12 protein-coding genes are annotated in these 13,089 nt (G+C 45.0%); 6 read left to right on the top strand and 6 right to left on the bottom strand.

Going from position 1 to position 13,089, the window contains the following annotated elements; genetic code table 11:
• Positions 1–6 precede the first annotated feature (6 nt).
• Positions 7–870 (top strand): RNase adapter RapZ, encoded by an 864-nt coding sequence (rapZ, locus tag S2091_RS06980; protein ID WP_105531082.1) that lies wholly within the window; start codon positions 7–9, stop codon positions 868–870.
• A gap of 32 nt (positions 871–902) precedes the next feature.
• Here rapZ and S2091_RS06975 read toward each other — a convergent pair whose 3' ends face one another.
• From S2091_RS06975 to S2091_RS06965, 3 genes are read right to left on the bottom strand one after another with little or no spacing between them, the layout of a single operon-like run.
• A complete protein-coding gene (locus S2091_RS06975; protein ID WP_105531081.1) occupies positions 903–2,063 on the bottom strand; it encodes an ABC transporter permease in 1,161 nt (386 codons plus the stop codon).
• Entirely contained in the window at positions 2,060–2,863 is an 804-nt protein-coding gene (locus S2091_RS06970; RefSeq protein WP_105531080.1) for an ABC transporter ATP-binding protein, read from the bottom strand. The genes S2091_RS06975 and S2091_RS06970 overlap by 4 nt, the downstream gene beginning before the upstream one ends.
• On the bottom strand, positions 2,860–4,377 hold the full coding sequence (locus tag S2091_RS06965; RefSeq protein ID WP_165794936.1) for an alpha/beta fold hydrolase: 1,518 nt from the start codon (positions 4,375–4,377) through the stop codon (positions 2,860–2,862). The genes S2091_RS06970 and S2091_RS06965 overlap by 4 nt, the downstream gene beginning before the upstream one ends.
• A gap of 205 nt (positions 4,378–4,582) precedes the next feature.
• Here S2091_RS06965 and parS point away from each other — a divergent pair, with 205 nt between their 5' ends.
• Together parS and S2091_RS06955 are read left to right on the top strand one after the other, a co-directional pair.
• Positions 4,583–5,074: a type II RES/Xre toxin-antitoxin system antitoxin gene (gene parS, locus S2091_RS06960; RefSeq protein WP_105531078.1), complete on the top strand. Its 492-nt coding sequence runs from the start codon at positions 4,583–4,585 to the stop codon at positions 5,072–5,074.
• An 8-nt stretch (positions 5,075–5,082) separates the two neighbouring features.
• A complete protein-coding gene (locus S2091_RS06955; protein WP_105531077.1) occupies positions 5,083–5,562 on the top strand; it encodes an RES family NAD+ phosphorylase in 480 nt (159 codons plus the stop codon).
• Positions 5,563–5,626: 64 nt separating this feature from the next.
• Here the strand turns inward: S2091_RS06955 and S2091_RS06950 are convergent, their stop codons facing one another.
• Genes S2091_RS06950 through S2091_RS06940 form a run of 3 tightly spaced genes read right to left on the bottom strand, consistent with a single transcriptional unit; the run spans position 5,627 to position 8,054 of the window.
• A complete protein-coding gene (locus S2091_RS06950) occupies positions 5,627–6,343 on the bottom strand; it encodes an SIMPL domain-containing protein (protein WP_105531076.1) in 717 nt (238 codons plus the stop codon).
• Between the two features lie 41 nt (positions 6,344–6,384).
• Positions 6,385–7,674: a M56 family metallopeptidase gene (locus S2091_RS06945; protein ID WP_105531075.1), complete on the bottom strand. Its 1,290-nt coding sequence runs from the start codon at positions 7,672–7,674 to the stop codon at positions 6,385–6,387.
• Positions 7,671–8,054 carry a BlaI/MecI/CopY family transcriptional regulator gene (locus tag S2091_RS06940; RefSeq protein ID WP_105531074.1) on the bottom strand — a complete coding sequence of 128 codons (384 nt, stop codon included), beginning with the start codon at positions 8,052–8,054 and terminating at the stop codon, positions 7,671–7,673. Before S2091_RS06940 ends, S2091_RS06945 begins: the two co-directional genes overlap by 4 nt.
• A 411-nt stretch (positions 8,055–8,465) precedes the next feature.
• Here S2091_RS06940 and S2091_RS06935 point away from each other — a divergent pair, with 411 nt between their 5' ends.
• The 3 genes from S2091_RS06935 (at position 8,466) to S2091_RS06925 (ending at position 12,829) form a co-directional block, all read left to right on the top strand.
• Positions 8,466–8,999 carry a fimbrial protein gene (locus S2091_RS06935; RefSeq protein ID WP_105531073.1) on the top strand — a complete coding sequence of 178 codons (534 nt, stop codon included), beginning with the start codon at positions 8,466–8,468 and terminating at the stop codon, positions 8,997–8,999.
• A gap of 315 nt (positions 9,000–9,314) precedes the next feature.
• A complete protein-coding gene (locus S2091_RS06930; protein ID WP_105531072.1) occupies positions 9,315–10,073 on the top strand; it encodes a fimbrial biogenesis chaperone in 759 nt (252 codons plus the stop codon).
• A 26-nt stretch (positions 10,074–10,099) separates the two neighbouring features.
• The gene (locus S2091_RS06925; protein ID WP_243405339.1) at positions 10,100–12,829 is read left to right on the top strand and encodes a fimbria/pilus outer membrane usher protein; all 2,730 of its coding nucleotides are present in this window, start codon (positions 10,100–10,102) and stop codon (positions 12,827–12,829) included.
• The last annotated feature ends 260 nt before the right edge of the window (positions 12,830–13,089 follow it).

Here is a 13,089-nt window from a genome sequence, read left to right as displayed (position 1 = left end):
GGGCTTATGCGTATTTTCCTTATTTCCGGTATTTCAGGCTCAGGCAAATCTGTCGCCTTAAATGTATTAGAAGATACCGGCTTTTTTTGCGTAGATAATTTACCGCCCACGCTATTACCTGAATTAATCAGCACCTTAACGCAAGACGGCATTCAAGCCGCCGCCATTGCCATTGATGCCCGCAGCGCCAATTCGCTGAACGGCTTAATCAACAGTATTCAACTATTAAAAGCGGCAGGACATCAGCTTGATTTACTGTTTTTAACTGCAAAAACAGAATCGCTGATCGCCCGTTTTTCCGAAACCCGACGCAGCCATCCACTTTCACATCGCCTGTTGCCAGGACAAAATCCCAACGATCCGCGCACACTCATTGAATGCATACAAACAGAGCGAAAAATGCTCAATGAGATGGAAGAGATTGCCGACGTCATCGACACGTCCGGTCTCAAAACAAGTCAATTGAGAAGCTGGATCAGGGAACTGATCAACATTGAGCGCAGCAACATTACTATTCTTTTTGAATCGTTCGCCTTTAAAGTCGGCGTGCCATTAAATGCGGATTTAATGTTTGACGTACGCACCTTGCCTAACCCGCATTACGACATCAACCTGCGCCCATTAACCGGACAAGACTTACCGGTTCAACTGTTTTTACAAGATCAGCCGGAAGCACAGGAAATGCTGAACGACATCAGCCAATTTATAGAAAAATGGCTGCCATCATTTAAACACGACAACCGCAGCTACCTCACCATTTGCATAGGCTGCACCGGCGGCCAACATCGCTCGGTATACATGGTAGAACAACTAGCGCAGCACTTTAAAACCACCGAGCAAGTGGTAATTCGGCACCGCGAATTGACATAGTTTTTACGTCGACAATTACCTCATTAATACCCTTACATCAAAATACTTCGCATTTTTTTGCTGGTATACCAAAGCGCCGCAAAAGTGATTAACGCACAGGTCAGCACCGGAGCAAACATGTCTGCACTGCTGACCACTTCGTTATTTAAAATTTTCCCCATCAATTGATTCTGCGATAGTAACGGCACCCATTTATACCAAACTGGATCAGCACCTTGTTTGAACATACCGATCATGGAAACTAACGGAGCGGCAACGAGCAAAATGGTACAACGTGCCTGAGCTTCCTTGTGGCTTTTGCCATTAATCGCAATGGCGATTTGAACCGCAGCCAAACACAGCCCTAATGGAAGTAAAACTAAAATCATCAGCAGCATTTCAGCACTGCTAAATTGCAGCATAATTTTAATCGTTTCGTTACGTATTAAAAGCGATGCGGGGAAAATACTCAATACGCTAAACACCACCACCATCATCGTGAGCGTTCCTACCGCAATCCACTTTCCAACAGTAAATGCCCAACTTGAAACCGGATTCATCATCAGCGGCTCCAATGAACCGCGTTCACGCTCACCTGCGGAGGTATCAATCGCAGCATATAAGCCAGCCGATATCATGGTAAACATGAGCATCATCGACATCACGCTTTTAAGCTGCGCGCCAGAATCTGCTGTACGGCTTAAATGACGCTCTTTAACGTCGATCACGTTTAAAATATCTGGCGAAACGCCGCGCATCGCCAAGTTTAATCCGGCTTGTTCGCTGCTATAGCCTTGCATTAGCCGCCGAAGTGGCGCAACGCCGGTTTGCGAATCCTGATTAGCGACATCCATCACGATGAATACTGTAGGCCTATCGCCTTGCGCCAATTTTTCCTGAAAATCATCGCTCACCACTAACACCGGATCAATCAAGGTTTTCGTTTGCAATTGATGTTCATAATCAACTGGCGCATCTTTAATTTGATAGCCCTGCCGCTCTACAAAATTTTGTAGTTCTGGCGCGTGCTTGATACCCGCAATCCAGATCACCTTTTTTTCTGCCTGCGTTTCAAATCGGTTGGCCATTTCAGACATCATTACCATCATAAATGGCATGCCGAAAATGGTGACCATAAATACCATCAACATGGTGCGCTTATCACGTAAGGCATCAACCAATTCTTTATAAGCGATCGATAACATAAGCTTCATGCTGCACTCCGAGTTTGAATTGATGGTTCAGCCGATTGATCAAAAGCCAGCTTCACAAATGCATCTTCAAAATCAGTTGCACCAACTTGACTCAACAATGCAGCCACGCTTCCTTGCGCAACTGTTTTACCATGCGCCACAACAACCACGTGATCACAAAGCCGCTCTACTTCTTGCATAATATGCGTGGAAAAAATAATGCATTTACTACCGCCAGCTGGCGAACGCAACCAGCGTAAAAACTCACGCAAGGCGCGGGTTGCCAATACATCTAAACCGTTGGTTGGTTCATCCAGAATAATATTTTTAGGGTCATGTACCAAAGCACGCGCCAAGGCTGTTTTCATTTTTTCACCCTGACTAAAACCGTCGCAACGACGTTCTAAGATTGGTTTTAATTCCAAAACTTCCGCTAATACATCTACCCGCTGATGCGCCTGTTCGCGTGACATACCGTGTAAAACACCGTAATAAACAATGTTTTCACGAGCGCTTAAACGTGGATATAAACCGCGTGCGTCGGATAGCACGCCCATTTGTGCTTGAGTGGCCTGCTGCCCCGCTTGCACTGCAACACCGTCCACTAAGATATGTCCGCCGTCTTGTTTTAATAAAGCGCCAATCATTCTTAAGGTAGTGGTTTTTCCTGCACCATTGGCGCCTAATAACCCGGTAATTTGACCGTCTTCAGCGCAAAAACTAATATCTTTAACCGCTTGCACCACCTCACCTTTACCGCGCTGCCAACGTCCACTTGCCTGACGGATGAAGTGTTTTGAAAGATTTTCAACGCGTATCATGGCTGCGCCTCTGATGAAGTAGTTTTAGTGCTTGGCTTAACGGGTTCAGCTGACTCAGTTGAATTACTTGGTGCAACCGGAGCAATCCAGACACTCGGACGTGGAATTTGCTTCACACAACTAGCGTCCACATTCTGTGCGTCCTGATCAGTTTTGGCATTAATGAATTTGGTGGCAACGTCAGACAAACACGTTTGTTGCAACATGCCATGCCCTGAACGCTCCAATACAATATGGCGTGCCATTGGCCCTAATGCCTTTGCTACCCGATCTGCATGCCAGGGTGGCGTGACCGGATCTATGCCGCCACTTAATAACAGCACCGGAGTGGCGCTGACTGGCGTGGTATAAAAACCTTCCGGCACTTTACCGCGTGGCCATTGCTGACAAACTTTGAGATACATTTGATTATGCAAATCCCCAAAATCATTATTTGCACTTGGTTTCGTTGCCTGCAACTGATGCTCATATTCTTCAGCGCACACAACGGAAAAATGCATGCCATATGCAATACTCCCAGGGTTAGGTAAATTACCGGTTCCGCTTAACGCTAGCATTGGATTGAAGTTGCCCTTACCTGCCTGCGTGATCGCACTAGGTAATCCTGCGCTATTGACCGGTGAATAAATAATGGCGGTCACCCAGCCTAAAACATCATCTCGCGTAATGGTGGCGCTAATTTGAGTACCTAAACGCGGATGTGTTAATTGAGCTTTTTGTGGCAAACCAGCCAGCAATTTTTTCCAGTCTTGTGGCAGAGTTGAATAAGCTTTTTGGCAGCGCACATCTTGTGCGCAATCTTTAAATAAATTATCTAACGACTTCTGTAAATCATCGTCAGCCAACATCTGATCCGGCTGCACAACGCCATCTAAAACACTACGCCTGACTTTGGTCGGAAATTGCCGTGCATATTCAAGTGCAGCACGGGTGCCATATGAAATGCCAATTAAATTTATTTGCGGATAATTTAGTGCTGCGCGCACAGCATCCAGGTCTTGCATGGCGATGCTAGTGGTGAAAAAACGCAAATCACCGTATGGTAATTTTTCTAATTGAGTTTTGCATTTCAATGCTTCTTGCACTTCGTGATCTGCTTCACCGATTCCTTTTAAATCACTGCTTTCAGGGCAAATCAATGGTGCAGATTTTCCTGTGCCACGCTGGTCTACAAATACCAAATCACGACGGCGCTGGAGTTTTTCAAACATGGCTTTCATCCAGCTCGCCACGTTGATTGCACTCTGCCCAGGGCCGCCAGCCAAAAGAAAAATGGGGTCTGGTGCTTTACTTTTATCTTGTGCCGTTAGCACAATAAAATGTAGTGAAATTTGCTTACCGTTTGGCTCATCAGGATTAAGCGGACGTTGTATTTGCCCGCACTGCACTTGCTGTGCAAAGCCATCCACGCGACACGGTTTAAGCAAATCACTCGCGTGCGCAGAGATACAACTTGCTGCAGCCCATAAAAATAACATGCAGCCCAATCTCTTCCACATCATCACTGTATTCATTATTGCTTCCAGAGTAACAAACGGAATTGGAATTCTACCTGAAGAGCTTGTGCAACAAAGGTAAAAATACATCGAAAATTGGCACATACTTCCGATTAATCATTTTTACCCGACCTAGACTGGAATGATATTAAAACGAAGTCCAACCGCCAAGTAGATAAAAATAGTCTACAATGAGATTAAATTTAGTCTTAAAGGAGTAATCATGCAAAACAAACTTACTCATAAATCAGCCACTCACGCAGCAACTAAAGCAATTTCGCCACGCGCACGTAGCCCTGAAATTAAACAACCGGCGACTATCTACGCCGTACCAACGTTGCGCGCCAGTGCGGAGCAAATTGCCAGAACCCGACTTGGCATTCCTGCCTCAGATATTATTGAAGTCGCAAAAATGATCGGTATGCCGCGTGATAAGTTTTATGCTTGCGTTGGTTTACCAAAGAGCACCATAGAAAAAAATATCAGCCAGCAAAGCCCTCTTTCCACAGCTCATGGGGATCGCTTGTATCGGGTTAATCGCGTTTTTTCACGCACCCTGGAAGTTCTGGAAGATGAAGAGGCTGCCAAACTATGGGTGCAACAGTCGAATCGCTCACTAGGGGGCGAATCACCATTATCGTTACTCGATACCGAAGCCGGCTACGAATTGGTAATGGACACGCTCGGTAGAATCGAATACGGCGTTGTGGCTTAAAAATTACAATGAATTCTGTCCAACTGTGGCGTATCTCCAAACACACGGCCTTATTTCGCGCCGATGACTTATCTGGCGAAGGTGCAAAAATAACCGGAGGGCGCTGGAATAAAAAATCGCTCGCGGTCACGTACAGCTCCAGCACAATCGCTTTAGCCACGTTAGAAACGTTGGCACATATTGGTAGCGAGATCGCCGCGCGCAATCGTTTTTTGATTGCGATTTCGGTTCCCGTTAAATTATGGAACAAACGAGAAATAATCACTGCTGCAGAACTAGACCCGAGCTGGCTGGCCGAACCACCGGGCATGTTTAGTATTGAGTTTGGCAGTACATGGCTAGAAGGACGCTCGGCCGCTTTACTGCTGGTACCTTCGATTATCGTGCCGGAAGAATTCAACGTACTAATTAACCCAAAGCATCCAGATGCGAAAAAAATATCTGCGAAAATTGTGCGGCAGTTTATTTATGATCCACGCTTGAATTAACGCCTTTTAATTGCTTCATAAGTCATACCCGCTAAGTCGCCACATCAACCGAATATATGGTTTCTCACTTGATTTTAAACAGCACATCCACGCTTTGCGTAAATCGGAGTGGAGCAGGTGCGAAAAAATTACGTATCGGGTTACCTTTTGGCGCATCATCACTGGAAAGTCCACCAGTTGCCAAGCCAAGTGCAATACTTACATCCTTTAGTTTTCCTGATGAAATCGCCATCGCAGCACCAAGGTGTTTGCCAAAAGATTCCACCATCAACATTCCGTTATGTTGAGCGTCCTTAACCGCCGCAGCGATTAACTCGTCGTTGATTTTATGTCTATCAGTCCGTTCAAATGACGTATCAAAATTACCAAGATTATTTGTACCCAGCAATGGCGTAGTCAGCCCTTCCCATTTGCTCAAATCCCGCACATTAATGATTATGCTTTGCTTGATATCGCAAATCACCGTTGCAGGCTTTCCATCCACGCCTTCTACTGCTCGCATTTTCTTTTGAACTTCGTAAATCTCTACATCGGCGGCCGGAATATTTTGCGCTGCCAGTAACGCCAAAATATCGGCATTAATGGCCACAGCTTGCTGCGTTGCCTTATCAGACTCCGCATCGGAAACGGTAATTTCAAAACTAATTTCTCCAATGTCAGGCTGCGCATAAATACCAGCATTACCAACGGAATGAATAAACGGATAGTCTGGTAACTGAGAAGCGCAAACTATGGTAGCGCTACCTAGTAGCATACAAAAAATGAAAAAATGTTTCAGCATAAATTTCCTTATCGATTTTTATTTATCTAAATTAATGAGCGTTAATCAGGAAGTGTCCACACATAATCCACCATCTCCGTTGCACTTACTGGCTTACCGTTGTGAGTAGCCGGCCTAAACGAACATTTAGTCAGTCCAGTTACGGCCGCGCTATCTAACATGGAATGACCACTTGATTTAGTGACTTTGGATTCAACTACGTGTCCTTTAGCATCTATCGAAAACAATATTCTGACAGTGCCTTGTTCTTTGCTCTGTATAGATTGCAGGGGATAATCTGGTTTATCGCAACGTTCAAAATCAAGGGTAGCGCGAGTTGTTTTTGTTGCTGCACTAGCTGGTGCAGCATTCGCATAAAATGCAACGCTGGCTAATACTAAACTCACCGCTGGAATTAACGATTGCCAACCAACCGTGCGCACATCTGGGCGCATTAATCGTTTAATACGTCCAACTAAATTTCCGCCGTTGGCAGCAGGAGCAAGCTGAGCCGTTAAAAATTTAAGCTGCTCCAATTCACTCAGTGCAAATGCTAAACGTCGTGGCTCACCAATTAGTATTGCGGCCATATCATCAGCAATTTGCTCACGCTCAATCCTAATTTTGCCAGAGATAAACCATACCGCAGGATGATAGAAAAGTAGAATTTCTACTGCGCTTTGAACTAGGTTTACCGCATAATCCATTCGGCGAATATGAGCAACTTCATGCGCCAGCAACGCTTCCAGAAGCTCCGGCGGCATGCCGGAAATGAGGGATGCTGGCACTAACACGATGGGGCGCAACCAACCAGCCACTGCCGGAGTATCAAGATTATTTACAACATGCAACGGCACAAAATGTTTAATACCGCTACGTTGCGAGAGATTGTTGAGTCGTGTTTGCCAGTAAGAATTAACCGTGTTGTGACTAGCATCGCAAATCCGTGATACCCACGCCAGGCCAACGGTTAATCGAATAGAAAAAAAGACCACACACAGCGCCCAAATACTAACTAGTTCCATCAAATGCGTTTGCGCCCATGTCCAGACAATGGGTATATCAACGGCAGCTAACGCACCGCCAGCGGTTAAACCAATCGAATCATCCAAAATGCGCATCGTTGCATTATCAGCAGAATCAAAAATAACTGCTTGCAAAGGCAATAAAATACAAAGTCCTAATGCAGCGCAAGCTATAGCATAGCGAGTTTGTGGCTTTGCATTTCGCAGCAACACCATAAGAGCCGCCGTAATTAGTCCAATCAGCACTCCCTGCCATACAAAATTAACTAAGGCTGAACCTAATACGGATACCAGTTGATTTAACGTGTAATTAAATGCGCTGTTCATTTTTTATCCTCTCTAAGTAATGCTTCAATTTCATCTCGCTCTTTCTTGCTGACATGTGTGCGCAATGCCTCCATCACCAAGGCTTTTCCTGAACCAGCAAAAACTTTTTGGATCAAATCTTTAACTAAATTGGATTGCAACGCATCTTGCGGTTGCGCTGGGGCATAGATATGTGAGCGTTGACTTTCATCACGAATCAACAATCCTTTGCTATGCATAATTTGCAGCACCCGCAAAATTGTGGCGTAAGTAATTTCGGGGCGCTCCTTTACTGCCTCTTGCAGCACTTGCTTGGCCGTGGATGGACCTAGTTGCCAAACCAAGCGTAATACATTCATTTCAACCGTGGTTGGTTTGGGTATGGGGATATTTTTCGTCATTGTGAACCTCCTTGAATGCCAGCCGATGAAAGTAGAATATATTATCTAGATATATTTGTCTAGATTATTTTTAAGCCGACTTGTTCAACACTATTTAGGCAATAAAAACCGCCCGAAGGCGGATATATTAATCAGCACGCTTATATTTCATGGATAAAATAACTAAAAAATAGCCATGCAATACTTCAAAAAATCCTCCTTTTATTGCGTTGAACAGCGCGACAGAACACACAAAAGAATCATAAGCTATCTAGCTTAATTAACAATTTTTAACACATTAATTAATAAATAAACTAGATATTTATATAATTCAATAGTAAAATATCATCATGGATTGAATGGGAAGGTAATCTAACTACCCATAAGATCCATTTGTTTTTTAAATCCGCATTTTTTCTTAGGGAAAATATCATGAACTTGAAATACACAGCATTTCTATTAGCTATTGCCCCAGCTTTTGCGTTTGCACAAGGCGCCAATACCATTACATTTCAAGGTGAAATTAACGCATCCACCTGCTCCGTCGCCATTAATGGTGTAAGTGCAAACCCTACCGTACTCATTCCAACTATCTCCACAGCAGCATTGAACGAAAAAGGTAAATTTGGGCCTACAACGACCTTTGCAATTGGCGTTACTGGCTGTACCGCACCAACTACGGCCGATCAGGCAATCAATACTACATTTGTTGGCAATAATGTCACCTCGGGTGGTAATTTGCTGAATACCGGCAAGGCGAAAGGTGTTAGCTTGCAATTGCTGGATGGCACAGGAACAACTGGCTACAACCTAACTGGCGGCTACACAGCAACTGGTTTGGTATTGCCAAAGGGTGAAACCACAGCTACGCATAACTTTGGTGTTCGTTATATCGCTGAAGGAACAGATGCAGTGGCACCAGGCTCAGTTATCGGTAGTGTGCAATATTCAGTCGCTTACCCTTAATACTTAGTTGTCCAGATCTGCTGCACTGTTAGTATAAATCGGCTTGTTCTGGAGGGCTCTCTGCCCTCCAGAACAAGCCCCTGTCAAAACTCTTCAGTAACTCCCTCATTTAACAAGTCATCCAGCCCCCGAACCATGTCACGACTAAGGATTTAAGTTTGCTTATTTACTTAGATTACGAAGTAGCTATTTTTTAAGTTGACTAGTGAGGCAAGGGTAAAGGTTGAAGATGTAGTGGGAAGACAGTTGAACATTTAATTTTTAAATCTGGAACAGAAAAAATAACGTAAATAAATCGTTCGAAGGGAAAGCATCATGAGAAAAAATTGGAAAATAATCGGCTCGGCACTATTTCTTAGCGTCCTCACTATGGCTCCGGCTTTGGCTAGTGTGGTAATGACTAACACCCGCGTGATTTACCCTGCCAATGCACGCGAAAAAAGTATTCAACTGACTAATCAGGATAGTTTACCTAGTGTCATGCAAGTATGGATTGATAGCGGTGACGACAAATCTACTCCTGAAACTGCAGAAGCGCCATTTCTGGTGACACCACCTTTATTCCGGATTGAGCCGAACGAAGGTCAAACAATACGCCTGGTATTTATTGGTGAAGGTTTGCCGCAAGACCGTGAATCGGTCTTTTATTTAAATACCGTACAAATCCCCTCCTTAGATGCAAACAGTGCCGATCAAAATCAAATGATCGTCATGCTGCGCAATCGGATCAAGCTATTTTATCGGCCGACTACCATCAAAGGCGGCATAGAACGCGCAACCGATCAATTCAGTTTTAGCGTGCAACAAGAAGGCGCTGATTGGCGGGTTACGGCAGAGAACAAATCGGGCTATCACATTTCTCTAGTCAACGCCAAAGTCGTCAGCAATGCCCAAGAATTTCCGTTCGAGCCCAGCATGGTAGCGCCGTACTCAAAGGCGGATTGGGTAATTAAAAATCCTGGTCACCCGATGCAGTTACCAATGACTGTCAACTACAGCTTTATTAATGACTACGGCGGTACAGGGCAAGGGGAATATAAGTTTAATCCTGACACCCCAGTTACAGACAAGTAAACATATTCTTAACGAAAGGTGCATAAATGAACGCGAACAAACTCAGCAATTCTTTTTTGAGTATGCATAATGCTAAATCTCAAAAAACTATACCGGCATCGCTTTTAGTGATGGGTTTGTTGTCAGCACTGCCAGCTGATGCAATGATTGAGGCCGCAACAGAAGTTGCGTCACAAGAGTTTGCCGCGCCTATGCAAGTGGCGGTAGCTACTACAGCTGCCGCTTACAATTTCAACAGTAATCTATTAGTAGGTGGTTCATTGTCAGGCGCGAGTCTTGAGCGCTTTAACCGACCTAACATAATTGACCCAGGAAATTATCTGGTCGACATCTATGTTAACAACGTATTGAGCGTCAGAAAAACGGTGGAATTTTTAGTGGGAGATCAGGGTAAGGTATATCCGTGTTTGGATGATCAACTTCTGATCGACTCGGGTGTTAAGCCAGAAAATATTTCACAAATTACCAGCACCACCACGGTAACCACAACGACCACCGTTAATGATCAAACAAAGACCAGTACCGCAATTAAAGAACCGGCCAAGTGCTACCCAGTTGAGCAACGCATTAGTGGCGCTACCAGCACTTTTTTGATGAGTAGTTTACGTTTGAATATCACCGTTCCGCAAGCCTTGATGATTCGTAACCCACGCGGTTATGTCAATCCGGAAAATCTCGATGCCGGTGAAACAATGGCATTTTTCAACTATGACAGTAACTACTATCGATATGATACGCAGAGTAATAATAATGATTCTGCTTACCTAGGCGTAAACTCGGGCATCAATTTAGGCATGTGGCGTTTGCGCTATCAAGGTAATTATAATTACCAAAAAAGTTCCAATGCACCTAATAGTACCGCGCACTGGAATAGCTCCCGTACTTATGCGCAGCGTTCATTACCGAACTGGCAAAGCGAGTTGACTATTGGTCAAAACTACACTGGCGGAAATTTATTTAGCAGTGTTGGATTTCGCGGTATTTCCATCGCTACCGATGACAGGATGTTGCCTGACTCAATGAACGGATATGCGCCGATTGTACGCGGCATCGCCTTGACGAATGCCAAAGTGGTTATACGTCAGGCAGGACATGAAATTTATCAAACCACGGTTGCGCCTGGACCATTCATTATTGAAGATCTGTACCCAACCAGTTATCAAGGTGATTTGCAGGTAGAAGTGACCGAAGCCGATGGTCGGGTCGCCCATTTTACAGTGCCGTTTTCAGCTGTACCGGAATCCATGCGCCCTGGTGCATCACGTTATGCAGTTTCGTTTGGGCAGGTTAACCAAGTCGCCAACATGCAACCTTTCTTTGCTGATGCAACCTATCAGCGCGGGCTCACCAATTCCCTCACCGGTAATGTGGGAGTGCGATTGGCCGCCGATTATCAATCTGTTTTGGCGGGCGCTGTAATGGGAACCCCAGTTGGTGCATTGGGCTTGAATACCATCTACTCAATGAGCAAAGATATCAACAACGAAAAGTTAAAAGGCTGGCGGCTGGCAACAACGTATAGCTATACCTATCAACCAACTTCCACCACGCTGTCATTGGCAGGTTATCGCTATTCTACTGGCGGATACCGTGATTTGGTGGATGCGTTAGGCGTACGTAGTGCAGCACAAACAGGGCAAATCTGGTCTTCTGCTACCTATCAGCAACGTAACCAATTTGTGGTTAACCTTAACCAGAACTTAGGCCGCTATGGACAGTTCTATGTCTCCGCCGCGATGAATGATTACTACGCCGGCAAAGAAAATGATACCCAGTTTCAATTGGGCTATAGCAATAACTATCGCTCAATTAACTACAACCTGTCTGTCTCAAGACAGCAAACAGGTTTGTTACTCAATTCAATTAATGGACAACCAGGTTTTAATAACGGCTTGCAAAATAATGCCACCACAAACATGGTCACGCTATCGGTTTCTGTTCCTTTGGGAACAGGGGCAAATACATCATCGCTTTCTAGCTCGGTTACCAGTCAGAGCGGCGGAAAAAACAGTTATCAAACTTCCCTTTCTGGCACTATCGGCGAAGATCAAACAACTAGCTATGGACTTTCCACCGCGTATCAACAAGGTTCCAGCGTCAGCGCCAACGCTAACGTGCAAAAGCAATTTTCTGCCGCAACTGTTGGTGCAAGTTATTCGACGGGTAAAGATTATTGGCAGGCAGGCGCTAATATGCGCGGCGCATTGGTAGCACATTCCGGCGGCTTAACCATGGGGCCGTATGTTGGTGATACGTTTGGATTAATTGAAGCAAAAGGTGCAGAAGGTGCCTTGGTACGTAATGGAATGGGTGCGCGGATCGACAGTTCTGGCTATGCGGTCATTCCTTATTTAACGCCATATCGTTATAACGAAGTCAGCCTGGATTCAGATGGCATTAATTCTAATGCGGAACTAGCTGGCAATCAGTTGCGGGCAGCTCCTTACGCAGGCGCTTCGGTTAAATTTAAATTTGAGACCACACTCGGGCGCGCGGTGCTAATAAAAACTACGCTACCAGATGGCAAACTGCTGCCATTGGGTTCAAATGTTTACGCTAGTGATGGCGCCAACGTTGGGATGGTAGGGCAAGGTGGAAAAATATATGCCCGTGCCGCGAACGACCAAGGTTTGCTGACCGTCAAATGGGGCAATGACAACGAGCTGCAATGCACCATCCCTTACGACTTAACCGATCAGAAAAAAACGAATGAGCCGTTGTTTAGATTGAACGCAGCTTGTGTGCCCGCTGCATAAGTCGCTAAACAAGAATAATCACAACACAAGTTTTAGGGCTGGCTATGTCTCCCTAAAAAAACACTAAGGAAGCATATGACGCACTTAACTAAAGACCGGTCAAATTGGTGCCCGCAACATCATTCAGCACTACGACTCAATGCAGCAATGCTGCTTATCCCCACTTCAGGCCATCACACAGGTGGCCATACAATGCGGAGCTTATCTCAGAAAGTGCAAGCCGTTGACAACAGGCTTTGTGCTGAGCTTGTCAAAGATGG

It is taken from the genome of Solimicrobium silvestre (assembly GCF_002976435.1).
Taxonomy (GTDB): Bacteria; Pseudomonadota; Gammaproteobacteria; order Burkholderiales; family Burkholderiaceae_D; genus Solimicrobium; species Solimicrobium silvestre.
This window is presented reverse-complemented; position numbering and strand designations above follow the sequence as displayed.

What these genes read in the sequence shown, in the direction of transcription:
- rapZ (WP_105531082.1), top strand. Translation starts at nt 7, where the DNA reads ATGCGTATTTTCCTTATTTCCGGTATTTCAGGCTCAGGCAAATCTGTC.
- S2091_RS06975 (WP_105531081.1), bottom strand. Translation starts at nt 2,063, where the DNA reads ATGAAGCTTATGTTATCGATCGCTTATAAAGAATTGGTTGATGCCTTA.
- S2091_RS06970 (WP_105531080.1), bottom strand. Translation starts at nt 2,863, where the DNA reads ATGATACGCGTTGAAAATCTTTCAAAACACTTCATCCGTCAGGCAAGT.
- S2091_RS06965 (WP_165794936.1), bottom strand. Translation starts at nt 4,377, where the DNA reads ATGAATACAGTGATGATGTGGAAGAGATTGGGCTGCATGTTATTTTTA.
- parS (WP_105531078.1), top strand. Translation starts at nt 4,583, where the DNA reads ATGCAAAACAAACTTACTCATAAATCAGCCACTCACGCAGCAACTAAA.
- S2091_RS06955 (WP_105531077.1), top strand. Translation starts at nt 5,083, where the DNA reads ATGAATTCTGTCCAACTGTGGCGTATCTCCAAACACACGGCCTTATTT.
- S2091_RS06950 (WP_105531076.1), bottom strand. Translation starts at nt 6,343, where the DNA reads ATGCTGAAACATTTTTTCATTTTTTGTATGCTACTAGGTAGCGCTACC.
- S2091_RS06945 (WP_105531075.1), bottom strand. Translation starts at nt 7,674, where the DNA reads ATGAACAGCGCATTTAATTACACGTTAAATCAACTGGTATCCGTATTA.
- S2091_RS06940 (WP_105531074.1), bottom strand. Translation starts at nt 8,054, where the DNA reads ATGACGAAAAATATCCCCATACCCAAACCAACCACGGTTGAAATGAAT.
- S2091_RS06935 (WP_105531073.1), top strand. Translation starts at nt 8,466, where the DNA reads ATGAACTTGAAATACACAGCATTTCTATTAGCTATTGCCCCAGCTTTT.
- S2091_RS06930 (WP_105531072.1), top strand. Translation starts at nt 9,315, where the DNA reads ATGAGAAAAAATTGGAAAATAATCGGCTCGGCACTATTTCTTAGCGTC.
- S2091_RS06925 (WP_243405339.1), top strand. Translation starts at nt 10,100, where the DNA reads ATGAACGCGAACAAACTCAGCAATTCTTTTTTGAGTATGCATAATGCT.